At 49.7% G+C, this 26,694-nt stretch carries 36 protein-coding genes; all 36 read right to left on the bottom strand.

Annotated features, from left to right (window positions below; all coding sequences use genetic code 11):
* Positions 1-62 precede the first annotated feature (62 nt).
* A complete protein-coding gene (rpsK, locus tag NST44_RS08570) occupies positions 63-458 on the bottom strand; it encodes a 30S ribosomal protein S11 (protein ID WP_007132545.1) in 396 nt (131 codons plus the stop codon).
* 19 nt (positions 459-477) lie between these two features.
* The gene (rpsM, locus tag NST44_RS08565) at positions 478-846 is read right to left on the bottom strand and encodes a 30S ribosomal protein S13 (protein ID WP_007132546.1); all 369 of its coding nucleotides are present in this window, start codon (positions 844-846) and stop codon (positions 478-480) included.
* 20 nt (positions 847-866) lie between these two features.
* Positions 867-980: a 50S ribosomal protein L36 gene (gene rpmJ, locus NST44_RS08560; protein ID WP_003333770.1), complete on the bottom strand. Its 114-nt coding sequence runs from the start codon at positions 978-980 to the stop codon at positions 867-869.
* A 131-nt stretch (positions 981-1,111) separates the two neighbouring features.
* Positions 1,112-1,327 carry a translation initiation factor IF-1 gene (infA, locus tag NST44_RS08555; RefSeq protein ID WP_007132547.1) on the bottom strand — a complete coding sequence of 72 codons (216 nt, stop codon included), beginning with the start codon at positions 1,325-1,327 and terminating at the stop codon, positions 1,112-1,114.
* Between the two features lie 2 nt (positions 1,328-1,329).
* Entirely contained in the window at positions 1,330-1,635 is a 306-nt protein-coding gene (locus tag NST44_RS08550; RefSeq protein ID WP_028406460.1) for a KOW domain-containing RNA-binding protein, read from the bottom strand.
* A gap of 9 nt (positions 1,636-1,644) precedes the next feature.
* Positions 1,645-2,397: a type I methionyl aminopeptidase gene (map, locus tag NST44_RS08545; protein WP_007132549.1), complete on the bottom strand. Its 753-nt coding sequence runs from the start codon at positions 2,395-2,397 to the stop codon at positions 1,645-1,647.
* Between the two features lie 5 nt (positions 2,398-2,402).
* Positions 2,403-3,047, bottom strand: coding sequence for an adenylate kinase (locus tag NST44_RS08540; protein WP_007132550.1), 645 nt, complete (start codon positions 3,045-3,047; stop codon positions 2,403-2,405).
* A gap of 86 nt (positions 3,048-3,133) precedes the next feature.
* On the bottom strand, positions 3,134-4,432 hold the full coding sequence (secY, locus tag NST44_RS08535) for a preprotein translocase subunit SecY (protein WP_007132551.1): 1,299 nt from the start codon (positions 4,430-4,432) through the stop codon (positions 3,134-3,136).
* On the bottom strand, positions 4,432-4,872 hold the full coding sequence (gene rplO, locus NST44_RS08530) for a 50S ribosomal protein L15 (protein ID WP_007132552.1): 441 nt from the start codon (positions 4,870-4,872) through the stop codon (positions 4,432-4,434). Before rplO ends, secY begins: the two co-directional genes overlap by 1 nt.
* Positions 4,873-4,917: 45 nt before the next feature.
* Entirely contained in the window at positions 4,918-5,103 is a 186-nt protein-coding gene (gene rpmD, locus NST44_RS08525) for a 50S ribosomal protein L30 (protein ID WP_007132553.1), read from the bottom strand.
* Between the two features lie 12 nt (positions 5,104-5,115).
* Positions 5,116-5,613 carry a 30S ribosomal protein S5 gene (gene rpsE / locus NST44_RS08520; RefSeq protein ID WP_007132554.1) on the bottom strand — a complete coding sequence of 166 codons (498 nt, stop codon included), beginning with the start codon at positions 5,611-5,613 and terminating at the stop codon, positions 5,116-5,118.
* Between the two features lie 26 nt (positions 5,614-5,639).
* Positions 5,640-6,008, bottom strand: coding sequence for a 50S ribosomal protein L18 (gene rplR, locus NST44_RS08515; RefSeq protein WP_007132555.1), 369 nt, complete (start codon positions 6,006-6,008; stop codon positions 5,640-5,642).
* 117 nt (positions 6,009-6,125) lie between these two features.
* The gene (rplF, locus tag NST44_RS08510; RefSeq protein ID WP_007132556.1) at positions 6,126-6,668 is read right to left on the bottom strand and encodes a 50S ribosomal protein L6; all 543 of its coding nucleotides are present in this window, start codon (positions 6,666-6,668) and stop codon (positions 6,126-6,128) included.
* Between the two features lie 29 nt (positions 6,669-6,697).
* Positions 6,698-7,096 carry a 30S ribosomal protein S8 gene (rpsH, locus tag NST44_RS08505; RefSeq protein WP_007132557.1) on the bottom strand — a complete coding sequence of 133 codons (399 nt, stop codon included), beginning with the start codon at positions 7,094-7,096 and terminating at the stop codon, positions 6,698-6,700.
* A gap of 33 nt (positions 7,097-7,129) precedes the next feature.
* Complete coding sequence (locus NST44_RS08500) at positions 7,130-7,315, bottom strand: type Z 30S ribosomal protein S14 (protein ID WP_013312154.1); 186 nt, start codon at positions 7,313-7,315, stop codon at positions 7,130-7,132.
* Positions 7,316-7,361: 46 nt separating this feature from the next.
* Positions 7,362-7,904: a 50S ribosomal protein L5 gene (gene rplE, locus NST44_RS08495; RefSeq protein ID WP_007132558.1), complete on the bottom strand. Its 543-nt coding sequence runs from the start codon at positions 7,902-7,904 to the stop codon at positions 7,362-7,364.
* Between the two features lie 28 nt (positions 7,905-7,932).
* The gene (gene rplX / locus NST44_RS08490; RefSeq protein WP_007132559.1) at positions 7,933-8,289 is read right to left on the bottom strand and encodes a 50S ribosomal protein L24; all 357 of its coding nucleotides are present in this window, start codon (positions 8,287-8,289) and stop codon (positions 7,933-7,935) included.
* Between the two features lie 79 nt (positions 8,290-8,368).
* On the bottom strand, positions 8,369-8,737 hold the full coding sequence (gene rplN, locus NST44_RS08485) for a 50S ribosomal protein L14 (RefSeq protein ID WP_006212911.1): 369 nt from the start codon (positions 8,735-8,737) through the stop codon (positions 8,369-8,371).
* 37 nt (positions 8,738-8,774) lie between these two features.
* Positions 8,775-9,041, bottom strand: coding sequence for a 30S ribosomal protein S17 (rpsQ, locus tag NST44_RS08480; protein ID WP_007132560.1), 267 nt, complete (start codon positions 9,039-9,041; stop codon positions 8,775-8,777).
* A 45-nt stretch (positions 9,042-9,086) separates the two neighbouring features.
* Positions 9,087-9,284: a 50S ribosomal protein L29 gene (gene rpmC / locus NST44_RS08475; protein ID WP_007132561.1), complete on the bottom strand. Its 198-nt coding sequence runs from the start codon at positions 9,282-9,284 to the stop codon at positions 9,087-9,089.
* Positions 9,274-9,708: a 50S ribosomal protein L16 gene (gene rplP / locus NST44_RS08470; protein ID WP_007132562.1), complete on the bottom strand. Its 435-nt coding sequence runs from the start codon at positions 9,706-9,708 to the stop codon at positions 9,274-9,276. The genes rpmC and rplP overlap by 11 nt, the downstream gene beginning before the upstream one ends.
* Before the next feature lie 2 nt (positions 9,709-9,710).
* A complete protein-coding gene (gene rpsC, locus NST44_RS08465) occupies positions 9,711-10,376 on the bottom strand; it encodes a 30S ribosomal protein S3 (RefSeq protein WP_007132563.1) in 666 nt (221 codons plus the stop codon).
* 13 nt (positions 10,377-10,389) lie between these two features.
* On the bottom strand, positions 10,390-10,722 hold the full coding sequence (gene rplV / locus NST44_RS08460) for a 50S ribosomal protein L22 (RefSeq protein ID WP_007132564.1): 333 nt from the start codon (positions 10,720-10,722) through the stop codon (positions 10,390-10,392).
* A 35-nt stretch (positions 10,723-10,757) separates the two neighbouring features.
* On the bottom strand, positions 10,758-11,033 hold the full coding sequence (gene rpsS, locus NST44_RS08455) for a 30S ribosomal protein S19 (RefSeq protein ID WP_007132565.1): 276 nt from the start codon (positions 11,031-11,033) through the stop codon (positions 10,758-10,760).
* A 73-nt stretch (positions 11,034-11,106) separates the two neighbouring features.
* Positions 11,107-11,937: a 50S ribosomal protein L2 gene (gene rplB, locus NST44_RS08450; protein ID WP_007132566.1), complete on the bottom strand. Its 831-nt coding sequence runs from the start codon at positions 11,935-11,937 to the stop codon at positions 11,107-11,109.
* Positions 11,938-11,966: 29 nt separating this feature from the next.
* On the bottom strand, positions 11,967-12,260 hold the full coding sequence (rplW, locus tag NST44_RS08445; RefSeq protein ID WP_007132567.1) for a 50S ribosomal protein L23: 294 nt from the start codon (positions 12,258-12,260) through the stop codon (positions 11,967-11,969).
* Positions 12,260-12,883 carry a 50S ribosomal protein L4 gene (rplD, locus tag NST44_RS08440; RefSeq protein WP_007132568.1) on the bottom strand — a complete coding sequence of 208 codons (624 nt, stop codon included), beginning with the start codon at positions 12,881-12,883 and terminating at the stop codon, positions 12,260-12,262. The genes rplW and rplD overlap by 1 nt, the downstream gene beginning before the upstream one ends.
* A gap of 26 nt (positions 12,884-12,909) precedes the next feature.
* The gene (rplC, locus tag NST44_RS08435) at positions 12,910-13,533 is read right to left on the bottom strand and encodes a 50S ribosomal protein L3 (protein WP_007132569.1); all 624 of its coding nucleotides are present in this window, start codon (positions 13,531-13,533) and stop codon (positions 12,910-12,912) included.
* 38 nt (positions 13,534-13,571) lie between these two features.
* Positions 13,572-13,880 carry a 30S ribosomal protein S10 gene (gene rpsJ / locus NST44_RS08430; protein ID WP_006676490.1) on the bottom strand — a complete coding sequence of 103 codons (309 nt, stop codon included), beginning with the start codon at positions 13,878-13,880 and terminating at the stop codon, positions 13,572-13,574.
* Positions 13,881-14,323: 443 nt separating this feature from the next.
* A complete protein-coding gene (gene tuf, locus NST44_RS08425) occupies positions 14,324-15,514 on the bottom strand; it encodes an elongation factor Tu (protein ID WP_007132570.1) in 1,191 nt (396 codons plus the stop codon).
* 145 nt (positions 15,515-15,659) lie between these two features.
* Positions 15,660-17,738 (bottom strand): elongation factor G, encoded by a 2,079-nt coding sequence (fusA, locus tag NST44_RS08420; protein ID WP_007132571.1) that lies wholly within the window; start codon positions 17,736-17,738, stop codon positions 15,660-15,662.
* A 45-nt stretch (positions 17,739-17,783) separates the two neighbouring features.
* A complete protein-coding gene (gene rpsG / locus NST44_RS08415; protein WP_007132572.1) occupies positions 17,784-18,254 on the bottom strand; it encodes a 30S ribosomal protein S7 in 471 nt (156 codons plus the stop codon).
* Between the two features lie 53 nt (positions 18,255-18,307).
* Positions 18,308-18,727 carry a 30S ribosomal protein S12 gene (rpsL, locus tag NST44_RS08410; RefSeq protein ID WP_006212930.1) on the bottom strand — a complete coding sequence of 140 codons (420 nt, stop codon included), beginning with the start codon at positions 18,725-18,727 and terminating at the stop codon, positions 18,308-18,310.
* A 142-nt stretch (positions 18,728-18,869) separates the two neighbouring features.
* The gene (locus NST44_RS08405) at positions 18,870-19,118 is read right to left on the bottom strand and encodes a ribosomal L7Ae/L30e/S12e/Gadd45 family protein (protein WP_007132573.1); all 249 of its coding nucleotides are present in this window, start codon (positions 19,116-19,118) and stop codon (positions 18,870-18,872) included.
* 173 nt (positions 19,119-19,291) lie between these two features.
* The gene (gene rpoC / locus NST44_RS08400; RefSeq protein WP_007132574.1) at positions 19,292-22,906 is read right to left on the bottom strand and encodes a DNA-directed RNA polymerase subunit beta'; all 3,615 of its coding nucleotides are present in this window, start codon (positions 22,904-22,906) and stop codon (positions 19,292-19,294) included.
* Positions 22,907-23,000: 94 nt separating this feature from the next.
* The gene (gene rpoB, locus NST44_RS08395; RefSeq protein WP_340898838.1) at positions 23,001-26,546 is read right to left on the bottom strand and encodes a DNA-directed RNA polymerase subunit beta; all 3,546 of its coding nucleotides are present in this window, start codon (positions 26,544-26,546) and stop codon (positions 23,001-23,003) included.
* Between the last annotated feature and the right edge of the window lie 148 nt (positions 26,547-26,694).

Below are 26,694 nucleotides of genomic sequence, written 5' to 3'. Positions count from 1 at the left end.
GCCTAAACAACCATTCTTAGCAGATTGCACTAGTTTTATACCACACTAACAGGATGACTTCATTATACGCGACGACGTTTTGGTGGGCGGCATCCGTTATGCGGAATTGGTGTAACGTCTTTGATCAGGTTGACTTCAAGGCCAGCTGCTTGCAGGGAACGAATCGCTGCTTCACGACCAGCGCCAGGACCTTTAACCATTACTTCCACCGATTTCATACCGTGCTCCATAGCCGCTTTGGCAGCTGTTTCAGCAGCCATTTGCGCAGCGAACGGGGTCGACTTACGGGAGCCTTTAAATCCAAGGCCGCCGGAGCTTGCCCAAGAAATCGCGTTTCCGTGAGGATCCGTAATCGTTACGATCGTATTGTTGAACGTGGAACGGATATGAGCCACGCCACTTTCAATATTTTTGCGGTCACGACGTTTAGTACGTACGACTTTTTTTGGTTTAGCCATTGTCTGTTATCCCCCTTTCTTATTTCTTCTTGTTCGCTACGGTACGACGAGGACCTTTGCGTGTACGAGCATTGGTTTTGGTACGTTGTCCACGAACAGGCAAGCCGCGACGGTGACGAATACCGCGGTAGCAGCCAATCTCCGTAAGACGTTTAATATTTAAGGAAATTTCACGACGCAGGTCACCTTCTACCTTAACCATTTTGTCGATCGTTTCGCGCAATTTGCTGACTTCATCTTCTGTCAAATCACGAACACGAGTGTCCGGATTGATGCCAGTTTCCTTCAGAACTTTCTGGGAAGTCGTTTTACCGATTCCGAAAATGTAAGTCAAGGCGATCTCAACGCGTTTGTCACGTGGCAAATCCACACCAGCTATACGAGCCATTTTACGCTACACCCCCTTCTTTAACCTTGTTTTTGTTTGTGCTTCGGATTTTCACAGATAACCATTACGTTCCCTTTGCGGCGAATGACTTTGCATTTTTCGCAAATAGGCTTTACAGAAGGTCTTACCTTCATGCTAATTACCTCCTCCAAGTTTTACGTTGTAAAACCAGCTTCGAAACTAAACGGACGTTTGTAGCCGCTGCTGAGTTTTACATCTGTAAAACCGCTTCGCAGCTCTTTGATTCCCCAGGGGAACCGAAAATCTATTTACGGTACGTGATGCGACCTTTGGTCAAATCGTACGGCGAGAGTTGAACAACCACTTTGTCTCCTGTAAGAATACGGATAAAGTGCATCCGCAACTTTCCGGAAACATGAGCGAGAATTTGATGACCATTCTCCAGCTCGACTCTAAAGGTAGCATTCGGCAACGGTTCAATAACCGTTCCTTCGACTTCAATGACATCTTCTTTAGCCACAATTAGTCTCCTTTCTGATCAGCCTTGGATTTATCGGATACAAACCGGCTTACGGCAAACCGCAGCTTTCCGTTTGTGACCCGACCGCTTTCTTGCAAACTGTTTACAACTTCACTGCTAATGAAGGGCTGGGGCTCCAGATGAAGAACATTCTTCTTCTTCGCTCCGTCAAACTTCCGTTTGTCCCCATCCGCGATCCATGCGAACCTGGAATCCTCCATCGAAACGATAACGGCATACTGTCCGGCATCTCTGCCCTTCAGCACTTTAACAATCTGGCCGACTTGCATCGTGACTTCCTTGTTCAAGTTCATCACCTATTCCGGCAGCTTCGTCAAAATTTCCATACCGTCCGGCGTCACCGCTACCGTATGCTCGAAGTGAGCGCACAGGGAGCCATCGACCGTTACTACCGTCCAGTTGTCTTCCAGCGTCTTAACATGCCGTTTTCCGGCGTTAACCATCGGTTCAATCGCAAGCACCATGCCCGGCTTGAGCCTTGGCCCCCGGTCGGGTACGCCGTAATTCGGAATTTGCGGATCCTCATGCAGTTCTGTACCCACACCATGACCGACGTATTCCCGGACGACAGAAAAGCCTGCATCCTCGATATAGCGCTGGATGGCGTGAGAGATTGTAAACAAGCGGACATCCGGTTTGACAAGCGCGAGTCCGGCATAGAGCGAGCCTTCCGTTACGTCCAGCAGACGCTGGGCGTCTTCGGAGATTTCGCCGACCCCGTAGGTCCATGCCGAGTCACCATGGTAACCCTCGTACTGCGCACCGATATCAAACGTTACGATATCGCCTTCGATTAATTTGCGTTTGCCTGGAAATCCATGCACCAATTCTTCATTGACTGATGCGCAAATGCTGGAAGGAAATCCGTTGTAGCCTTTGAAAGATGGCACAGCGCCTTGGCTTCGAATGAACTTGTCGGCCATAAGGTCCAGTTCCCCGGTCGTAATGCCCGGTTCTACATGAGCGGCAAGGAGCTTGTGGCATTCCGCCACAATTCTTCCTGCTTCTCTCATCAAGCTCAGTTCCGCTTCGGATTTACAAATGATCATTATCGTTAACCTCGCAGTAAAGACGCAATTTGTGCGGAAACCGCGTCGATTTCCTGATCACCATCGATTTGACGCAAAAGACCTTTGTTCTCATAAAACGTGAGGAGTGGTGCTGTTTTGTTGATATATTCGTCCAAGCGAATGCCGACGCTCTCTTCGTTATCGTCGGAGCGCTGATACAATTCGCCGCCGCATTTATCACAAATGCCTTCCTGTTTAGGAGGATTAAAGATCACATGATAAGTCGAACCGCAAGACTTGCAAATCCGGCGGCCTGTAAGGCGTGCCAGAAGCTTATCCCGATCCACTTTCAGGTTGATGACATGATCAAGACTGGTGTTCATGCGGGAGAGAATGTCATCCAGCGCTTCCGCTTGCGAAAGGGTTCTTGGAAAACCGTCCAATAAGAAACCTTTTTCGCAATCGGACTGCTGCAATCGCTCTTCCACGATACCAATCGTTACATCATCAGGCACCAGCAGGCCTTGATCGATGTACTCCTTCGCTTTCACTCCAACCGGAGTGCCCTGCTTGATCGCGAGGCGAAATGCATCGCCGGTCGAGATATGAGGGATACCGAATTCATTCACGATATGCTCTGCTTGCGTTCCTTTTCCTGCCCCAGGAGGACCCATGAATAAAATGTTCACTTAAGTCACTCCCTCCTCTTGCCAGTAGCAAGAACAACACAATAGGCGCCGGGAAGCAGTAAAGCCTACTCGCCGGAACCTATCGCCTATTTATTGATAAAACCTTTGTAATGACGTTTGATCAGCTGGCTCTCGATTTGCTTCATCGTATCCAGTGCAACACCGACAACGATGAGCAAGGAGGTTCCGCCGATCTGAACCGTACGCGGAAGTCCTGCAAGCGCCCCGAAGAACACTGGAAGCACAGAGATCACGGCCAGGAACAGAGCTCCTGTCATGGTCAGACGGGTCATCACCCGTGTCAGATACTTCTCGGTTGCCTTACCAGGACGGATGCCTGGCACGTAACCGCCGTTCTTCTTCATGTTATCCGCCATTTGGTTCGGGTTCATCTGCACGAATGTGTAGAAGAAAGTGAAACCAATGATCATGAGAACATAGAGGACCATTCCAAGCGGGCTGTCATACGCCAGATTCTTGGTAACCCATTTTGCCCAATCCATATGCGCCCAGAAGCTGGCCAGGATGACCGGGAACTGGAGCAGCGACATCGCGAAGATTACCGGGATAACCCCTGCAGCGTTAATCTTTAATGGAATGTGCGTGTTCTGTCCACCGTACATTTTATTGCCTACAACACGCTTCGCGTATTGTACAGGAATCTTGCGGATCCCTTGCTGGATGAATACAACACCCGTAATGATCAGAATCAGAATCAGAAGGATGATGACACCCTTCAGCGTATTCAGGAAGATTTGGTTATCCTGAATGAAGTTCGATTCGACCAGAGTCCGGATATGCATCGGGATTCCAGCAGCAATACCTGCAAAGATAATAATCGAAATTCCGTTGCCGATTCCCCGTTCGGTAATCTGCTCACCGAGCCACATCAGGAATGCGGTACCCGCGGTAAGCACGATTGCAATGACGAGATAATCCACGAACGTTGCTCCAGGAACCATTTCGGCGCCATATAAACGGTTGAAACCGATCGACATCCCGAAGGCCTGAATGAGACCCAATATTACCGTACCATAACGGGTAATCTGAGCCAACTGCTTCTTACCGTGTTCCCCTTGTTTGTTCCATTCCGTAAACTTCGGAATGACGTCCATCGATAACAGCTGAACGATAATGGACGACGTAATATATGGAAATATCGAGAGGGCAAAGATCGAAAACTGCGACAGTGCGCCCCCCGAGAACGTGTTAAGGAGACCAAACAATTCGTTTCCTGCTTGATTCGTCTGCGTAAAGACTTCTTTATTGACACCGGGTACCGGTACAAACGATCCGAGACGGAAAATGATCAGAACGAACAGTGTGAACAATATCCGTTTCCTTAGGTCCTCGACACGCCATATATTTTTCAGGGTCTTAACCATTAGATCACCTCGGTTTTACCGCCGGCAGCCTCGATCTTCTCTACCGCAGATTGAGAAAACTTATTAGCTTTTACAGTCAAAGAAACGGTAACTTCACCGTTGCCAAGAATTTTGATTCCGCTCTTCGTATTGTTAACAATACCGCTCTCAACCAAAACTTCTGGAGTCACTTCAGTACCTGCTGCAAAGCTGTTAAGCTCTTCGATGTTCACAATCGCGTACTCTTTGCGGGTCGGGTTTACGAAACCACGCTTTGGAAGACGACGATACAACGGGTTCTGTCCGCCTTCAAAGCCTGGACGCACACCACCGCCGGAACGAGCGTTTTGTCCTTTGTGACCGCGACCTGATGTTTTACCCGTACCGCTGCTCGTACCGCGGCCAACGCGCTTGCGCTCTTTGCGGGAACCAGGTGCTGGGCTCAGCTCATGTAACTTCATCGTTCGTTGCACCTCCTTAATATGTCCGGGATCCCTATCCCGGGATTAACCTTCGATTTCTTTAACAGAAACCAGGTGATTTACTTTCTTGATCATTCCGCGAATCGCAGGATTGTCGTTTTGAACCACGGAATGGTTGATTTTACGAAGTCCGAGTGTCTTCACGGTTGCACGCTGATCCTCTGGACGTCCAATCACGCTGCGTACGAGGGTGATTTCAAGTTTAGCCATGAGATTCCCTCCTTAACCCAACAGCTCTTCGACGGATTTGCCGCGAAGCTTGGCAACATCTTCAGCACGCTTCAGGCGGGACAAGCCCTCCAAAGTCGCATTGACCATGTTCATGGAGTTCGAAGAACCTAGAGATTTTGTCAAAATGTCGCCTACGCCAGCCAGCTCGAGCACGGCACGAACCGGACCGCCGGCGATAACCCCAGTACCTTCGGATGCCGGCTTCAACAATACTTTGCCTGCTCCGAAGTGACCTTGCACAAGGTGAGGAATGGTAGTTCCAACGAGTGGAACGTGGATCAGGTTTTTCTTAGCATCTTCGATACCTTTGCGGATTGCATCCGGTACTTCGCCTGCTTTACCGATACCTGCTCCTACCCAACCTTTGCCATCACCGACAACTACCAGTGCACTAAAGCTGAAACGGCGTCCGCCTTTAACAACCTTAGCAACGCGGTTAATATTTACAACTCTTTCAGTCAGTTCTAAAGTGTTAGGATCTACACGCAAGTCGTTTACCTCCTTTTGAAGTTATCTTAGAATTCAAGGCCTGCTTCGCGAGCTGCTTCTGCAAGAGCTTGAATACGTCCATGGTACAAGTATCCTCCGCGGTCGAATACAACAGACTTGTATCCTTTCTCCGCAGCACGTTTTGCAACGAGTTCGCCAACCTTACGAGCGGATTCTACGTTACCGCCGTTTTGGATGTCGCTGCTCAATTCTTTATCAAGCGTAGAAGCCGATGCCAAAGTTACGCCGGCAACATCGTCGATCAGTTGAGCGTAGATGTGTTTCGAAGAACGGAACACATTCAGACGAGGACGCTCAGCAGTTCCTTGAATTTTCTTGCGGACACGCAGGTGTCTCTTCAAGCGAGCTTTGTTCTTGTCTTGTTTCGTGATCATGCTTCCCTTTCACTCCCTTCAGTTTTGCCTTAACAGCTTCACTTTTAGACGCATCGGGTAAGTAAGGAAGAACAGGTTAGCTATCGGCTTTGGCCATCGCCAAACGCTTAAGCTACCTTATTTCTTCTTACCAGCCTTACCTTCCTTACGGATAATGCGTTCACCTTCGTATTTAATCCCTTTGCCTTTGTATGGCTCAGGCTCGCGTACGGAACGAATCTTAGCAGCGTATGCACCTACGCGCTCTTTATCGATACCGCGTACCGTAATTTTTGTGTTGGAAGCCACTTCGAACTCGATGCCTGCTTCCGGCGTGATTTCAACTGGGTGGGAGTAACCCACGTTCAGTACGATTTTATCACCGGATTTGCTTGCACGGTATCCGACGCCGACGAGCTCAAGGTTTTTCGAGAATCCTTCAGTTACGCCGTTGACCATATTCGAGACAACGCTGCGGGTCGTGCCGTGAAGAGAACGATGCAGTTTGTTGTCGGATGGACGAACAACATTGATTTCGTTGTTTTCTACAGAGATCTGCATGTCTTTATGCAGCTCGCGAGTCAAAGTACCTTTCGGTCCTTTTACCGTAATTACATTGTTATCGAGTTTAACCTCGACACCGCTAGGGATAGCGATTGGTTTACGACCAATACGGGACATTCATTGCACCTCCTATCTTGTGACGTTGATTACCATACGTAGCAGAGAACTTCTCCGCCGGCTTTGGCTTGACGAGCTTCTTTGTCGGTCATAACTCCCTTAGATGTGGAGATGATCGCGATACCCAAACCACCAAGTACACGAGGTACTTCGTTGCTCTTTGTATATACGCGGAGACCTGGCTTGCTGATTCTTTTCAGACCTGTGATTACGCGCTCGTTGTTGGAGCCATATTTCAGGAATACACGAATGATCCCTTGTTTATTGTCTTCAACAAACTCCGCATCACGGATGAAGCCTTCACGCTTCAAGATGTCAGCGATTTGTTTCTTAATCGTCGAAGCAGGCATTTCTACGGTTTCGTGACGAACAGTGTTCGCGTTACGAATACGAGTAAGCATATCTGCAATTGGATCGGACATAGTCATGTAGGATAAACCTCCTTCCCGGTTATAAACTTCTTACCAGCTTGCTTTTTTCACGCCAGGAATCTGGCCTTTATAAGCTAATTCACGGAAACAAATTCTGCAAATTTTAAACTTCTGCAGTACCGAATGTGGACGACCGCAACGCTCACAACGGGTGTATGCCCGAACTTTGAACTTTGGTGTGCGTTGTTGTTTAACTTTCATCGAAGTTTTTGCCACTTAGCCTGACACCTCCTAAATAGTTTCGGAGAAAAGGACAACCGTCTTATTTTGCAAATGGCATGCCCAGTTGAGCAAGCAATTCACGGGACTCTTCATCGGTTTTAGCTGTCGTTACGATAACGATATCCATACCGCGAACCTTATCCACTTTGTCATACTCAATTTCAGGGAAAATGAGCTGCTCTTTCAGACCGAGCGTATAGTTGCCGCGTCCGTCAAATGCTTTGGTGGACACGCCCTGGAAGTCACGTACACGTGGGAGTGTAACGTTGAACAGCTTGTCGAGGAAGTAGTACATACGCTCACCGCGCAATGTCACCTTCACACCGATCGGCATGTTCTCACGCAGTTTGAAGCCCGCGATGGATTTCTTAGCACGGGTGATAACCGGTTTTTGACCAGCAATCAGCTGCATGTCGTTTACAGCGGAATCAAGCACCTTCGAGTTTGCTACAGCGTCACCTACACCCATGTTGATGACAACCTTCTCGATTTTTGGTACCTGCATTACTGTTTTATAGCTAAACTTCTGCATCAGAGCAGGAGTTACTTCATTCAAAAAACGTTCTTTCATTCTTGCTGCCATGATTCAAGGACCTCCTTTCTAAACCGTCTTATTTATCGATAACTTCTCCGGATCTCTTCGCTACGCGAACCTTCTTGCCGTTGTCCAGTACTTTGTAACCGATACGGGTTACTTTTCCGCTCTTCGGATCAACGTGCATAACGTTCGATACATGGATCGGAGCTTCCTTCTCGATGATACCGCCTTGAGGGTTCATTTGGTTCGGCTTTTGGTGCTTCTTGATCATGTTCACACCTTCAACCAGAACGCGGTTTTCACGAGGATATGCTGCGATAACACGGCCTTTTTTGCCTTTATCCTTACCGCTGATGACGATAACCGTATCATCTTTTTTCACGTGCAATTTATTGTTGTGGGATTCCAGAACTTTTTTTGCTTTAGGCATTCGTTACACCTCCTATGACTAGCCAGTTCATCGATTTATCGGGTACCCGCTAAGCCGATAAGCACCGCTTTTCGGGTTATTAGATTACTTCCGGAGCCAAGGAAACGATTTTCATGTAGTCTCTTTCGCGAAGTTCGCGAGCAACTGGTCCGAAAATACGAGTTCCGCGTGGGCTTCTGTCGTCTTTAACAACAACTGCTGCATTCTCGTCAAAAGAGATGTAAGAACCGTCTTTACGGCGTACGGAACGCTTCGTGCGGACAACTACTGCTCTAACTACATCACCTTTTTTGACAACGCCGCCTGGTGTTGCTTGTTTGACGGAGCATACGATCAAATCACCGATTTGAGCTGTACGGCGACCAGTACCACCCAATACGCGGATACACATCAGTTCCTTCGCACCGGAGTTGTCAGCAACAGCCAAACGAGTAAATGGTTGAATCATTTAAATGTCCTCCTTCCATCGAAAACTGATCAGTTTCTTAGATGATAACCGCTTTTTCTACCACTTCAACCAGTCTCCAGCGCTTGTCTTTGGAGAGAGGGCGAGTTTCCATGATTTTAACGGTATCTCCGATTTGAGCTTCATTGTTCTCATCATGCGCTTTAAATTTTTTCGTGTATTTAATGCGCTTGTGGTACAAGTCATGCTTCTTATAAGTTTCAACAGCTACAACAATGGTCTTATCCATTTTGTCGCTGACAACTTTACCGATTTGCACTTTACGAGCATTGCGTTCTTCGCTCATTTGTTAGCCTCCTTCCTGAATACAGACGACCTTTCGCCTGTCTCATTAACTAATCCCAAGTTCTCTTTCACGGATAACGGTTTTAGCACGAGCTATTTCTTTGCGAACGTCACGGATCCGAGTTGGATTATCAAGCTGGCCCGTAGCCAATTGAAAACGGAGGTTAAAGAGTTCTTCTTTAAATCCGGCGATTTTTTGCTCGATTTCTGCAGTGGTTAAGTTGCGCAGTTCATTAGCTTTCATTTGCTTCACCACCCACTTCTTCTCGTTTCACAAACTTCGTTTTCACAGGCAGCTTGTGAGCGGCGAGACGCATCGCTTCGCGGGCGATTTCCTCGGACACGCCTCCAAGTTCAAACATGATCTTGCCTGGTTTAACTACGGCAACCCATTTCTCAACGTTACCTTTACCGCTACCCATCCGGACCTCGAGAGGCTTTTGAGTGATCGGCTTATCTGGGAAAATCTTGATCCATACTTTACCGCCGCGGCGAATGTAACGAGTCATCGCGATACGCGCAGCTTCGATCTGACGGTTCGTGATCCAGCCTGGCTCCATTGCTTGCAGACCGAATTCGCCGAAGTTCAGTTCAGTACCGCCTTTAGCTTGACCTCTCATATGGCCGCGCTGTTGTTTGCGGTGTTTTACACGTTTTGGTACCAACATGATTAGTTGCCTCCTTCCTGAGCAGCTTGTTTCTTAGCCGTAGGAAGAACCTCTCCACGATAGATCCATACTTTCACGCCGATACGGCCGTAAGTCGTATGCGCTTCTGCTGTACCATAGTCGATGTCTGCACGAAGCGTATGAAGTGGAACAGTTCCTTCACTGTAGCCTTCTGTACGAGCAATCTCGGCTCCGCCAAGACGTCCGCTGACCGATGTTTTAATCCCTTTCGCTCCGGCACGCATTGTTCTTTGAATTGCTTGCTTCAGCGCACGACGGAAGGATACACGACGTTCCAGCTGTTGTGCAATGCTTTCAGCAACAAGAATTGCGTCCAGTTCAGGGTTCTTGATTTCAGAAATGTTGATGTGAACTTTTTTGCCGCCGGCGATCTTCGTTACTTGACCGCGCAGAACTTCAACTTCGGAACCACCCTTACCGATAACCATGCCTGGCTTCGCAGTGTGGATCGTTACGTTCACACGATTCGCTGCTCTCTCGATTTCAATACGGGATACAGCGGAGTCTTTCAATTTATTCTTCAGGTATTCACGGATTTTTACGTCTTCCAGCAAAAGATCACCGAAATCTTTGCCTGCATACCATTTGGATTCCCAGTCACGGATAATACCGATACGGAGTCCTACTGGATTTACCTTTTGGCCCACACGTTTTCCCTCCTTATTTTTCAGCTACCACCAAAGTAATGTGGCTGGTGCGTTTATTAATCCGGCTTGCACGTCCCATTGCACGCGGGCGGAAACGTTTCATTGTCGGTCCTTGGTTAACATACGCCTCGGTTACCACCAGCTTGTTAACGTCCAAGGAATAGTTGTGCTCAGCATTCGCGATCGCCGAGTTGAGCAGCTTCTCAACTACTGGAGACGCAGCCTTTGGAGTGTGACGCAGAATTGCGATGGCTTCACCGACTTGCTTGCCGCGAATCAAGTCAACAACGAGTTGAGCTTTACGAGGAGCAATCCGTACCATTCTTGCATGTGCTTTTGCTTCCATTGTTTAACCTCCTCTCAAACAAAGAGCTTCGATAATTATCTTCTCGTTTTCTTATCGTCTTCGTGACCTTTGTAAGTACGAGTTGGAGCAAACTCACCCAACTTGTGTCCTACCATGTCCTCTGTTACATATACAGGTACATGCTTGCGGCCATCATATACACCGAACGTGTGACCGATAAATTGCGGGAAAATAGTGGAGCGGCGGGACCAAGTTTTGATCACAGCCTTCTTGTTTGCGCTGTTCATTTCCTCCACTTTCTTGAGCAGGTATCCGTCGACGAAAGGTCCTTTTTTCAAACTACGGCTCATATAGAAATCCTCCCTTCACCAAATTGTCTCGTTACCATCCAAAGCCTCTCACGAAGCGATGCACTCTCGCGCATTACTTCGTGCGGCGGCGAACGATATATTTGTCAGAAGCTTTACCTTTTTTACGGGTCTTGGCACCAAGGGTTGGTTTACCCCATGGAGACATAGGCGATTTACGTCCGATTGGAGCGCGGCCTTCACCACCACCGTGTGGGTGATCGTTAGGGTTCATGACGACACCGCGTACTTCAGGACGTTGTCCGAGCCAGCGGCTGCGTCCAGCTTTACCGATCTTGATCAACTCATGGTCTTGGTTACCCACAGAACCGATGGTTGCACGGCAAGTTTTCAGGATGTGACGAACTTCACCGGAAGACAAACGTACTGTAACGTACTTTTCTTCTTTACCGAGAAGCTGTGCTTCCGTTCCAGCAGCACGAACCAATTGTCCGCCTTTGCCTGGCTTCAATTCAATGTTGTGGATAACGGTACCAACCGGAATGTTCTCCAATGGAAGAGCGTTACCGATTTTGATGTCCGCACCAACGCCGGATACGATTTGATCTCCGACTTTCAGACCTTTTGGAGCGAGGATATAACGCTTCTCACCATCTGCATAGTGGATCAGCGCGATATTAGAAGTACGGTTCGGGTCGTATTCAATCGTAGCAACGCGACCTGGAATGCCGTCTTTGTTCCGTTTGAAGTCAATGATACGGTATTTACGCTTGTGTCCGCCGCCATGGTGACGAACCGTAATTTTACCTTGGTTGTTGCGGCCGGCTGTTTTGCTCAGCGGCGCCAAGAGCGATTTCTCCGGCTTGTTCGTGGTGATTTCTTCGAAAGTCGACACGGACATGTTGCGTCGAGCCGGGGATGTCGGTTTATACTTTTTAATAGGCACTGTGTTTTCCCTCCTTACTTAGCAGTTTCTTATTCAACCGATTCAAAGAACTCGAGCGGCTTGCTGTCCGCTGTCAGCGTTACAATAGCTTTCTTCCATTCGGTTGTGTAACCGGAATAACGGCCATAACGCTTCGGCTTCGCAGGAACACGCATCGTATTCACACTCGAAACTTTAACTTTAAAAATAGATTCAACAGCTTGCTTGATCTCGGTCTTGTTCGCACGAATGTCAACTTCGAAAGCATATTTCAGCTCTGCCATGTAGTCAGCCGTACGTTCCGTGATCACCGGGCGCTTGATTATATCGCGAGGGTCTTTCATTACGCGAGCACCTCCTCTACCTTCTGAACTGCTTCTTTCGTAATGATCAGTTGATCGTACGACAGTACGTCAAGAACATTAATGCCATCAGCCGCTACGAACTTCACACCTGGGATGTTACGAGCGGAAAGGGCAACATTATCATCGTAGCTAGGAGCAACGATCAGAGCTTTACGTCCTACCTTAAGATTGCTCAAGATATTAGCAAACTCTTTCGTTTTTGGCGCATTCAGCGTCAATTGATCCAATACGATAATTGCGTTGTCGTTCACTTTGGAAGACAAAGCGGATTTGATCGCCAGACGACGAACCTTCTTAGGAAGTTTGAATGTATAGCTGCGCGGAGTTGGTCCGAACACCGTTCCGCCGCCTTTCCATTGTGGTGCGCGGATCGAACCTTGACGAGCACGGCCGGTGCCTTTTTGTTTCCAAGGCTTACGTCCGCCGCCGCGTACTTCAGAACGTCCTTTTACTTTATGCGTACCACGACGAAGGGAAGCGCGCTGCAGCAATACTGCGCTGTGCATAACATGCACGTTCGGCTCGATACCGAATACTGCTTCGTTCAATTCTACTTCGCCGACTTGGCTACCGCTGACATTATAAAGTGCTACTTTAGGCATTGTTTGCTCCTCCTTTCTTTAGGCGACTATTTCTTCACCGTTTGTTTAATTTGCACAAAGCCTTTTTTCGGTCCAGGTACGGAACCTTTAACAAGGATAACGTTGCGTTCAGCATCAACCTTGATAACTTCAAGCTTTTGGATCGTTACCGTATCATGTCCCATATGTCCTGGCAGACGCTTGCCTTTCGGAACACGGTTAGCTTGGATCGAACCCATGGAACCAGGTCCGCGGTGATAACGGGAACCGTGGGACATTGGTCCGCGGCTTTGTCCCCAACGCTTGATTACGCCTTGGAAACCTTTACCCTTGGAAATCCCAGTAACGTCAACAAATTCGCCTTCTGCGAAGACATCCGCCTTCAGCTCTTGGCCGACCTCGACACTCGCGAGGTCAACACCGCGAATTTCGCGAACGTAGCGCTTAGGTGCAGTGTTTGCTTTTTTCGCATGTCCTGCTTCTGGCTTGTTGGCATTGTTTTCTTTCTTATCGGAGAAACCGATCTGGATCGCTTCGTATCCGTCGTTCTCCAGGTCTTTTTTCTGCAAAACAACACAAGGACCTGCTTCGATAACCGTTACAGGAATTACATTACCTTCTGCGGTAAATACTTGAGTCATCCCGAGTTTTCTACCTAAGATACCTTTCATGTTGACACCTCTTTTCCCTTCACTAATTCGTTATGCTATTACAGTTTGATTTCGATATCTACACCGGACGGCAGGTCCAAGCGCATCAAGGCATCCACAGTTTGTGGAGTCGGGTTCACGATGTCGATCAAGCGTTTGTGAGTACGCATTTCGAACTGTTCCCGAGAATCCTTATACTTGTGCACCGCACGGAGAATGGTAATTACTTGCTTTTCAGTTGGAAGCGGGATCGGACCGGAAACACCAGCACCCGAACGTTTTGCTGTCTCAACAATTTTCTCAGCGGATTGATCAAGAATTCTGTGGTCGTATGCTTTCAAGCGAATACGAATTTTTTGCTTTGCCATTTTATTCCCTCCTTCTATCGCCCAATTTGGTATCGGACATACTCCGTGAAAATTTTCCGAACACCTGCCTCATGGCAAAGGGGCCGGGTGTGTCGGTAACCTCTCACATCATCGCAACGTCGCAGAACAACATTCACTATTATATAGAAAAGATAGGCGCATTGCAAGCATAAAATCAGAATTTATTCATCCCTTGCATTTCCTCTTTTTTTTCTACTATAGAATAAGGTTTCCCGGCCGTGCTTATCCCCTTATTCCTGCATCGTGAACAACGTTCCGACATAGATATGAAGTATGCCGCTGCTCGTACGTTTCGGATCCCGCGGTATTAAAAACAAAGAGCCTGATCCTTAAAAGATCAGACTCTGTTATCGTTACATCACACTGTTGCTCGTTACATCACGCTGTTGCTTTATATGTTCAGGCTGTTCGATAAGCCTAAATTACTTAATGATGGAAGCTACGGAACCAGCACCTACGGTACGGCCGCCTTCACGGATGGAGAACTTTGTTCCTTCTTCGATCGCGATTGGAGCGATCAGTTGAACGGTTACGGTGATGTTGTCACCAGGCATAACCATTTCGGAACCTTCTGGCAGGTTGATCACACCAGTTACGTCCGTAGTACGGAAGTAGAACTGTGGACGGTAGCCAGTGAAGAAAGGCTTATGACGTCCGCCTTCTTCTTTGCTCAGTACGTATACTTGAGCAGTGAACTCAGTGTGTGGCTTAACGGAAGCCGGCTTAGCAAGTACTTGACCACGCTCGATTTGAGTACGGTCGATACCGCGAAGCAGAGCACCGATGTTGTCACCAGCTTGAGCGGAATCCAGCAATTTACGGAACATTTCAACGCCCGTAACAACGGATTTCTTAGTCTCTTCTTCGATACCAACGATTTCGATCTCGTCGCCGACTTTGATTGTTCCGCGCTCAACACGGCCAGTAGCAACTGTACCACGACCCGTGATGGAGAACACGTCCTCGACAGGCATCAAGAATGGCTTGTCAGTGTCGCGCTCAGGCAATGGGATGTACTCGTCGATTGTTTTAAACATTTCAACGATTTTGTCAGCCCAAGGACCGTCTGGGTTTTGCAGCGCTTCACGAGCGGAACCGCGAGTGATTGGAGTGTCATCGCCTGGGAAGTCATATTCGCTCAGGAGATCACGAACTTCCATTTCAACCAGTTCCAGAAGCTCTTCGTCTTCAACCATGTCGCATTTGTTCAGGAACACAACGATGTAAGGTACGCCTACTTGGCGGGACAGCAGGATGTGCTCGCGAGTTTGCGGCATTGGGCCGTCAGCTGCGGATACAACCAGGATAGCGCCGTCCATTTGAGCTGCACCAGTGATCATGTTTTTAACATAGTCAGCGTGTCCTGGGCAGTCAACGTGTGCATAGTGACGTGCGTCAGTTTCGTACTCTACGTGGGAAGTAGAGATTGTGATACCGCGCTCGCGCTCTTCTGGAGCTTTATCGATTTGGTCGAAGGACATAGCTGCACCGCCGTATCTTTTGGACAATACAGTTGTGATTGCAGCAGTCAGAGTTGTTTTACCGTGGTCAACGTGACCGATAGTACCGATGTTAACATGGGGTTTCGTACGTTCGTATTTAGCCTTTGCCATTTGAACAATTCCTCCTTAAGGGGATTTATATGTTTGGGCCGGTTGCGGAGGAATGAAACGGTAGCTCCATTCTCCTCCCCGACAGGTAAAACGTTATTAGAAGTTGTTCAAAGAATCGCCTTACACGACTTTTGAACTCGTGCTATTACTCTCCGCCCTTGTGCTTGGACACGATTTCTTCGGAGATATTCTTAGGAACTTCTTCGTAGTGGGAGAGTTCCATCGAGAATACGCCGCGACCTTGTGTACCGGAACGCAGAGTTGTGGAATATCCGAACATTTCGGACAGAGGCACTTTCGCACGGATAATTTGAGCGCCACCGCGTGAATCCATACCTTCGATACGTCCACGGCGGGAGTTCAGCATACCCATTACGTCGCCCATGTATTCCTCAGGCACGGTAACTTCCACTTTCATGATTGGCTCAAGCAGGACAGGTTGACACTTGTCTTTAGCTGCTTTGAGCGCCATGGAACCTGCAATCTTAAACGCCATCTCGTTGGAGTCGACATCATGGTAAGAACCGTCAACGATCGTTGCTTTAACGTCTACGATCGGGAAGCCGGCGAGTACGCCGTTCTTCATTTGCTCTTCAATACCTTGTTGTGCTGGCGCAATGTATTCTCTAGGTACAGCACCGCCGACGATCTTGCTGTCGAACTGGTTACCGCTACCTGGTTCCAGAGGCTCGAACTCAACCCATACGTGACCGTATTGACCACGACCACCGGACTGACGAACGAATTTACCTTCAACGCGCCCTGGAGCACGGAAGGTTTCACGATAGGCAACCTGAGGCTTACCTACGTTGGTTTCCACTTTGAACTCACGACGCATACGGTCGATGATGATGTCCAAGTGAAGCTCACCCATACCTGCAAGGATCGTTTGACCGGTTTCCTCGTCAGTATGCGCGCGAAGAGTCGGATCCTCTTCGGTCAGCTTGCCGAGAGCCACGCCCATTTTGTCCTGGTCGGCTTTCGTCTTAGGCTCAACCGCGATTTCGATAACCGGATCAGGGAAGTTCATGGATTCCAGGATTACTGGATGCTTCTCATCACACAGTGTATCACCTGTACCCGTATCTTTCAAACCTACGGCAGCCGCAATATCACCGGAGTAAACTTCGGTAATTTCTTGACGGCTATTCGCATGCATCTGAAGGATACGTCCGATACGCTCGCGCTTACCTTTCGTTGCATTCAGTACGTAAGAGCCGGATTGCAAAATACCGGAGTAAACGCGGAAGAATGTAAGCTTACCAACATAAGGGTCTGTCATGATTTTGAACGCCAGCGCCGCGAATGGCTCTTCATCGGAAGAGTGACGCTCAACTTCAGTACCGTCTTCCAAAGTTCCTTGGATGCTTGGTACGTCGGTTGGAGCCGGCAAGTAATCGATAACAGCGTCCAGCATCAGCTGAACCCCTTTGTTACGGTAAGAAGATCCGCAGATAACCGGGAAGATTTTAACTTCGACAACACCTTTACGGAGAGCCGCTTTAATCTCAGGCACGGTGATTTCTTCACCTTCAAGGTATTTCATTGTCAAATCTTCGTCAAGTTCTGCAACCTTCTCGATGAGCTCGTTGCGGAGCTCTTCAACTTGATCCTTGAATTCCGCTGGAACTTCGGTTTCTTCGATATTTTGACCGAGGTCATCCTTATACATATAAGCTTTTTCCTCGATGATATCGATGATGCCGACGAAGTCGGACTCTGCACCGATCGGAAGCTGAATAGCAACCGCGTTCGCTTGCAGACGATCTCTCATGTCTTTAACAACATTCAAGTAGTCGGCGCCGATAATGTCCATTTTGTTTACGTATGCGATCCGAGGAACCCCGTATTTGTCAGCCTGTCTCCAAACGGTTTCCGACTGAGGCTCAACGCCCTCTTTCGCACTGAATACACCTACTGCCCCATCCAATACACGAAGGGAACGTTCAACTTCTACTGTGAAGTCAACGTGTCCCGGGGTGTCGATGATATTAACGCGATGACCTTTCCATTGAGCGGTCGTAGCAGCGGAAGTAATCGTGATACCGCGCTCCTGCTCCTGCTCCATCCAGTCCATCGTAGCAGCACCCTCGTGAACTTCACCGATTTTGTGCGTACGGCCTGTATAGAACAAGATCCGCTCTGTGGTGGTCGTTTTACCAGCGTCAATATGCGCCATGATCCCGATATTACGTGTATTTTTCAAGGAGAACTCTCTTGCCATGCGAATAGTCTCCCTTCAAAATTGAAGTTTATTAGCTGCTGAATCCTACCAGCGGTAGTGAGCAAACGCTTTGTTCGCTTCAGCCATTTTGTGCGTGTCTTCGCGTTTCTTAACGGAAGCGCCTGTGTTGTTGGAAGCATCGATGATCTCTGCTGCCAAACGCTCTTCCATTGTTTTCTCACCGCGGTTGCGGGAGTAGTTAACGAGCCAACGTAATCCCAGGGAAGTACGTCTCTCTGGCTTAACTTCGATTGGAACTTGGTAGTTCGCACCGCCGACACGACGAGCTTTTACCTCCAGTACCGGCATGATGTTCTTGATGGCTGCTTCAAACACTTCCATCGGATCATTGCCCGTACGTTCCTTGATGATATTGAACGCGTTGTAAAGGATGCTTTGAGCAACACCTCTTTTACCATCCAACATGATGCGGTTGATCAGACGAGTTACCAGCTTGCTGTTGTACACCGGATCTGGCAGCACGTCTCTTTTTGTAACTGGACCTTTGCGTGGCATGGATATCCCCCTTTCTTCAGTCATGAGTCATGTTTATCCAACATGAGCTTCAATTAGCTTTTTGCTTTAGGACGCTTCGTACCGTATTTGGAACGAGCCTGCATACGGTTGTTAACACCAGCGGTATCAAGCGCGCCGCGAACGATGTGGTAACGTACACCCGGAAGGTCTTTTACCCGTCCACCGCGAACCAATACGACACTGTGCTCTTGCAAGTTATGACCGATACCTGGAATGTAAGCAGTCACCTCGATGCGGTTCGTCAAACGAACACGAGCATATTTACGAAGTGCGGAGTTCGGTTTTTTCGGCGTCATTGTGCCTACACGAGTGCAAACACCGCGTTTTTGCGGAGCGCTCAGATCAGTCTCCTCACGTTTCAAAGCGTTGAACCCTTTTTGAAGTGCTGGAGATTTCGACTTGTAAACTTTAGCTTGACGGCCCTTGCGAACCAGTTGGTTGATTGTTGGCATGTTAGCCACCCCCTTCCCGTAATTATCATCCTGTTACAAACCATTTTAAGTCCACAGACCCAGGCGGTTCATAAAAGAACAAATGAAAAGTTTTTGCCGATAGAGAAGCTGCCTTCTCAAAGCAAAAACGATTTCTCAATCATCATTTCAAGACAGCGGCCGCTGCTGCGCCGACTTCAATACCGCATGCTTCCCCAAGCTCCTTCATGGTCGGTACATAGTTGATAGGTACGCCATATCGTTCGCAGTGGGATACGATCTTGGATATCAGACGCTGGTCGCAATCTTCAGCCACATATACTTCTGTAGCCCGGCCGGTTTCAACGGCCTTCATTGTTTGTTTGGTGCCGATCTTGACGTGTGCATCCTGTAATCCTTTATCATTAGACATTAAGCATTCCTCCAAAAGAACAGGGAACAAGGCAACGATTCACGCACCTTTGCTATATTAGCATCTGCCCTAGGCGATGTCAAGCTATTAAACGTGAAAAAAAAGAAATGGCAGGGAAGGAGCCGAAAGCCGGCTTGATCAAGCAGCCCCGGCTCCTCTCACCTTCATTTCCTTTATTCTACAGAAGCGGTTTCCAGCTCCTGGCTTTCATCGTTCGCATCGTTCTGACCCTCGAATCTCACGTTGCGGTAACGGCTCATGCCTGTTCCCGCAGGGATCAGCTTACCGATGATGACATTCTCTTTCAGACCGAGCAGCTGATCGACTTTACCTTTGATCGCTGCATCTGTCAGGACGCGGGTTGTCTCCTGGAAGGAGGCCGCGGACAAGAAGGAGTCTGTCTCAAGGGAAGCCTTCGTGATACCGAGGAGAACCGGTTTTGCAACCGCTGGCTCTTTGCCGGACAGAATGGCTTCTTTGTTAGCCACTTCGTATTCATGGATATCCACGTAGGAGCCAGGCAGAAGATTCGTGTCTCCAGCGTCGACGATGCGGATTTTGCGCAGCATCTGCCGGATCATAACCTCAACGTGCTTATCGTTGATTTCTACGCCCTGGTTCCGGTATACGCGCTGAACTTCCTGAAGGATATAGTTCTGCACGCCGCGGATCCCTTTAATGCGAAGCATTTCCTTCGGATCGATCGAACCGTCGGTCAGTTCATCCCCAGCTTCGATGTGCTTGCCTTCGCTAACGCGCAGACGGGAGCCATACGTTACGGAGTAGACCTTCGTTTCGGCCTCACCTTGAATTTCAATTTCACGACGGTCTTTCGTTTCGCGGATCTCTTTCACGACGCCGTCGATCTCACTAATGGTCGCTTGACCTTTAGGGTTACGGGCCTCGAAGAGCTCCTGGATACGCGGAAGACCTTGCGTAATATCGTCACCGGCAACGCCGCCTGTGTGGAATGTACGCATCGTCAGCTGGGTTCCCGGTTCACCGATGGATTGAGCCGCGATAATACCTACCGCTTCACCAATCTCAACATGCTTGCCGGTAGCCAGGTTGCGGCCATAACACTTCTTGCAGACGCCATAACGCGCCCGGCAGCTCAGGATGGAGCGGATTTGTACCGACTCCACGCCGGCTTTGACGATTTCGGCTGCTTTATCCGAATCGATCAGCTCGTTGCGGTTAACGATGATCTCTTTTGTCTCCGGATGACGAACCGTTTCAAAGGAGTAACGTCCTTCGATCCGATCGTACAGATCCTCGATAACTTCCTTACCGTCTTGGATCCGGCTTACCGTGAAGCCTTTATCCGTGCTGCACTCGTCCTCGCGGACGATGACGTCCTGCGCAACGTCAACGAGACGACGGGTCAGGTAACCCGAGTCAGCTGTACGAAGCGCCGTATCGGCGAGACCTTTACGCGCACCGTGCGTGGACAGGAAGTACTCGAGTACCGTCAGGCCCTCACGGAAGTTCGATTTGATCGGGAGCTCGATGATCCGGCCCGACGGGTTCGCCATCAGACCACGCATACCGCCCAGCTGGGTGATCTGCGATTTGTTACCCCGCGCTTTGGAGTCCACCATGAGCATGATGGAATTGAAGCGGTCCATCGATTTCATCAAGACGTCCGTAATATCGTCTTTCGCTTTCGACCAGATGTCGATGACGCGGTCATAGCGTTCTTCGTTCGTGATCAAGCCACGGCGGTATTGGTTGGTTACCACTTTAACCTTCTCGTCGGACTCTCTCAGAATCTCGTTCTTCTCCTCAGGGACGATAACGTCGGCTACCGCAACGGTAACCCCTGCGCGAGTCGAGTACGTGAAGCCGAGCTGCTTGATCTTATCCAGAATGACAGAGGTTTCTGTCGTATGGTACGTCTCGAAGCAGCGGGCGATAATTTGACCCAGATATTCCTTGCCGACCGCGCCGCTAACCGGAAGACTTTGAATAGCTTCTTGCAGGTTGGCACCCTTTTCGTATACGAAATACTTCTCAGGTGTACCTTGAAGCAGGTTGGTACGGGTCGCCTCGTTGATGTACGGGAAGCTGGCAGGGAAGATTTCGTTAAAGATAATCCGTCCCACCGTCGTAATCAGCATCGCCTTTTGCTGCTCTTCCGTAAAGCTGGTTTTACCCAGAGCCTTAACCGGAATCGCTACACGGGCATGGAGGCCCGCAGTTCCGCGCTGATACGCGGATACCGCTTCGTTCACGCTGCCCAGAATCATGCCGGTACCCTTCTCTTCCTTGTTATCCATGGTCAGATAGAAGGAACCAAGAACCATATCCTGGGACGGCGTTACGACCGGCTTACCGTCTTTCGGGTTCAGGATGTTGCCGGATGCCAGCATCAGGAGACGCGCTTCCGCTTGGGCTTCAGCCGACAACGGAACGTGTACCGCCATTTGGTCACCGTCGAAGTCGGCGTTGTAAGCCGTACATACGAGCGGGTGAAGCCGGATGGCATGACCTTCGACGAGAATCGGTTCAAACGCTTGGATCCCGAGTCTGTGAAGCGTCGGTGCACGGTTCAGAAGAACCGGATGCTCTTTAATGACTTCCTCAAGCACATCCCATACTTCCGGGCTGACGCGTTCTACCTTGCGCTTCGCACTCTTAATATTATGAGCAAGGCCTTTATTGACCAGTTCTTTCATCACGAACGGCTTGAACAGCTCAAGCGCCATCTTCTTAGGAAGACCGCACTGGTACATCTTCAGATAAGGTCCTACGACGATAACGGAACGACCGGAATAGTCTACCCGTTTACCGAGCAAGTTCTGACGGAAACGGCCCTGCTTACCTTTCAGCATGTGGCTGAGGGATTTAAGCGGACGGTTGCCCGGACCCGTTACCGGACGGCCGCGGCGGCCGTTATCGATGAGCGCGTCAACAGCTTCCTGCAGCATGCGCTTCTCGTTCTGTACGATAATATCCGGCGCTCCGAGATCCAGCAGTCTCTTCAGACGGTTGTTCCGGTTGATGACACGGCGGTACAGGTCGTTCAAGTCCGAGGTCGCAAAACGGCCCCCGTCGAGCTGTACCATCGGACGCAGTTCCGGCGGAATAACCGGGAGTACGTCCATAACCATCCATTCCGGATTGTTGCCGGAATTGCGGAAAGCCTCGATAACTTCCAGACGCTTGATGGCACGGTTACGACGTTGCCCTTGTGCCGTGCGCAGCTCTTCTTTCAGGAACTCAAGCTCTTTTTCAATATCCAGATCCTGCAGGAGTTTCTTGACCGCTTCAGCACCCATGCCGGCTTGGAAGCCGTAGCCGTACTTCTCGCGATAGCTGCGGTATTCCTTCTCGGACAACAGCTGCTTCTTCTCCAGCGGTGTGTCGCCTGGATCCGTAACGACATAAGATGCGAAATAAATGATCTCTTCCAGGGATCTTGGGGACATATCCAGCGCCAGACCCATCCGGCTCGGAATGCCTTTGAAATACCAAATATGCGATACCGGTGCAGCCAGCTCGATGTGCCCCATCCGTTCACGACGGACTTTGGCACGCGTTACTTCAACGCCGCAGCGATCACAGACTACGCCTTTATAACGGACACGCTTATACTTACCGCAATGACATTCCCAGTCCTTCTGCGGACCGAAAATCCGTTCACAGAACAGACCTTCCTTCTCGGGCTTCAATGTACGGTAGTTAATCGTCTCCGGCTTCTTAACCTCTCCGCGAGACCACGAGCGGATTTTCTCTGGGGAAGCAAGACCGATCTTCATGTACTCAAAATTGTTAACGTCCAACAAGGAGCAACCCTCCTCAACTTAGTCCTATTTATGTGCTATACAGTCAAGATCACCGCCGCCGCATCATAGCAGGGCGGCGGTGATGAAATGACCGTTATTCCACTCCGACTTCAGCGCCTTCCAAGTTAAGGCTCAGTTTGTCACCTTGAACATCATCTTCATCATCGAGCTCTTTCATCTCGATTTCCTCTTCATTCTCGCTGAGGATCTTAACATCCATACCAAGCGATTGAAGCTCTTTAATCAATACCTTGAACGACTCAGGAACGCCCGGCTCCGGCACGTTCTCGCCCTTAACGATGGATTCGTAGGTTTTCACCCGGCCGACCACGTCATCGGACTTGACGGTAAGAATTTCTTGCAGTGTATAAGCGGCACCATAAGCTTCAAGCGCCCACACCTCCATCTCACCGAAGCGCTGTCCGCCGAACTGAGCTTTACCACCCAGCGGCTGCTGCGTAACGAGCGAGTATGGTCCCGTGGAACGGGCATGGATCTTATCGTCAACCATGTGCGCGAGCTTGATCATGTGCATGACGCCGACCGTAACTTCACGCTCGAAGCGTTCACCGGTACGACCGTCGTAAAGCACGGTTTTACCGTTGCGCTGCATGCCGGCCTCTTCCATCGTATCAAACACGTCGTATTCGTTCGCGCCGTCAAATACCGGCGTTGCAACGTGAATGCCGAGCTGAAGGGCAGCCATGCCCAAGTGAACCTCAAGCACCTGACCGATGTTCATCCGCGACGGAACCCCGAGCGGGTTCAGTACGACTTGAACCGGTGTGCCATCCGGCAGGAACGGCATGTCTTCCTCAGGGAGAATACGGGCAACGACACCCTTATTACCGTGACGTCCGGCCATCTTGTCACCTTCGGAAATTTTACGTTTCTGCGCAATGTAGACGCGAACCAGTTGGTTGACGCCCGGCGGCAGCTCGTCGCCATTCTCGCGCGTGAACACCTTCACGTCAACGATGATTCCGTCACTGCCGTGAGGAACGCGCAAGGATGTGTCGCGCACTTCGCGAGCCTTCTCACCGAAGATCGCATGCAGGAGGCGCTCTTCTGCTGTCAGCTCGGTAACACCCTTAGGCGTTACTTTACCGACCAGAATGTCGCCTGCGCTGATCTCGGCACCGATGCGAATAATACCGCGCTCGTCAAGGTTTTTCAGCGCTTCTTCACCCACGTTCGGGATATCGCGCGTGATTTCCTCAGGACCAAGCTTCGTATCGCGGGCTTCGGATTCGTATTCCTCGATATGAATCGAAGTGTATACATCCTCTTTCACCAGCTTCTCGGAGAGGAGAATCGCATCCTCGTAGTTGTAGCCTTCCCAAGTCATGAACGCAACGACGACGTTGCGGCCCAATGCCAATTCGCCAAGTTCGGTCGACGGTCCGTCAGCGAGGATATCGCCTTTCTTGACCACGTCTCCGCGTTTGACGATCGGACGCTGGTTGATGCATGTTCCTTGGTTCGAACGCATAAATTTGTGTAATTTATATTTGATTATATCGCCTTTGACTTCCTGTCCATCCACGGTTTCCACGCGGCGGAGCCAGATTTCGTTGGCGGATGAGCGCTCAATAATCCCGTCGTATTTGGACACAATACATACACCGGAATCTTTAGCAGCCTTGTGCTCCATCCCGGTACCGACAAGCGGTGCTTTCGGAACGAGAAGCGGAACGGCCTGCCGCTGCATGTTCGATCCCATCAGCGCACGGTTGGAGTCGTCGTTCTCAAGGAACGGAATGAGCGCCGTCGCAACCGACACAACCTGTTTCGGCGAAACGTCCATGTAGTCTACACGGTCGCTCGGCATTGGCAGGATGTTATCGGACTGCTTATTGTAACGAACGATAACCATGTCATCGGCGAAGGTGCCGTCTTCATTGAGCTCGGCGTTTGCCTGAGCGACGATGTAGTTATCTTCTTCGTCGGCAGTCAGGTAATCGATTTGCTCGGTGACTTTCCCGGTCTTCGGATCAACCCAGCGGTATGGAGCTTCAATGAAACCATACTCGTTGATGCGGGCAAACGTTGACAAGGAGTTGATCAGACCGATGTTCGGTCCCTCCGGCGTCTCGATCGGACACATACGGCCGTAGTGACTGTGGTGAACGTCCCGTACTTCGAAGCCTGCGCGCTCACGAGTCAAACCGCCCGGCCCGAGTGCGGACAAACGACGCTTATGCGTCAGTTCCGCCAGCGGGTTCGTCTGGTCCATGAACTGAGACAGCTGGGAGCTTCCGAAGAACTCCTTGATCGAGGCGATCACCGGACGGATATTGATCAGCGCCTGCGGCGTAATCACGTTCGCATCCTGGATCGACATTCTTTCACGCACCACGCGCTCCATACGGGACAAACCGATACGGAACTGGTTCTGAAGCAGCTCGCCCACGGAACGCAGACGACGGTTGCCCAGGTGGTCGATATCATCGGTGTTGCCAATGCCATGCAGCAGGTTGATGAAGTAGCTGATGGAAGAGATAATATCGGCTTGCGTAATATGCTTCACCGATTTGTCGATATTGCCGTTTGCAATGACTTTGACCACTTTCCCGTCCTCGATCGGAGAGAATACGTCAATCGTCTGCAGCGTAATATCGTCGCTGTCCATCACACCGCCGGTTACATGGTATTTCTTGAAGCCGACGCTCTTCTCGAGATAAGGCATGATCTCGTCCAAAAGACGACGATCCACAGTTTGACCTGCTTCCGCAATAATCTCGCCCGTTTCGACGTCGATCAGGCTCTCAGCCAAACGGTGGTTGAAGAGACGGTTCTTGATGTGAAGCTTCTTGTTGATTTTGTAGCGTCCGACATTCGCCAGATCATAACGCTTCGGATCAAAGAAACGAGCGACCAGGAGGCTCTTCGCATTCTCCAGCGTCGGCGGCTCGCCCGGACGAAGACGTTCATAAATTTCGATGAGCGCTTTCTCGGTGGAGTCCGTGTTGTCTTTATCCAGCGTGTTTTGAATATATTCATCATTGCCCAGCAATTCCAGAATCTCGGCATCGTTACCGAAGCCAAGAGCCCGCAGCAGAACCGTTACCGGGATTTTGCGGGTACGGTCGATCCGGACATAAATGATGTCCTTCGCATCCATCTCCAGTTCCAGCCATGCTCCGCGATTCGGGATCACTGTTGCTGTGTAAGTCGATTTACCGTTTTTATCCACTTTTGTGCTGAAATAGACGCTGGGAGAGCGAACCAACTGGCTGACAATAACCCGTTCGGCACCATTGATAATGAACGTTCCGGTTTCCGTCATTAACGGGAAGTCACCCATGAACACTTCCTGCTCCTTGACCTCGCCGGTCTCCTTGTTAATGAGCCGGACTTTTACGCGGAGCGGCGCCGCATAAGTAACGTCGCGTTCTTTCGCGTCATCGACGGTGTATTTCGGTTCTCCAAGGCTGTAGTCAATGAACTCAAGCACCAAATTCCCCGTGAAATCCTGAATCGGCGAGATGTCCTGGAACATTTCGCGGAGTCCTTCCTCCAAAAACCATTCATAAGATTTTTGTTGGATTTCAATCAGGTTCGGAACTTCGAGTACCTCGTTGATACGAGAATAACTGCGCCGAGTGCGTCGACCATATTGAACAAGATGTCCTGCCAACTTAAACTCACCCCTCATGTCTACTCACTTAAAAATTCATTGCGAACCTCTGTTTGTAACACTATAATGGAACATACAGAGCACACACCCATAAATAGAGAAAAGCCCTTATCGAATACCTTTCGAAAAAAGAGCAGCTTATCCATGG

The organism is Paenibacillus sp. FSL W8-0919, from assembly GCF_038003785.1.
In the GTDB taxonomy this organism is placed as follows: Bacteria; Bacillota; Bacilli; order Paenibacillales; family Paenibacillaceae; genus Paenibacillus_AQ; species Paenibacillus_AQ lactis.
This window is presented reverse-complemented; position numbering and strand designations above follow the sequence as displayed.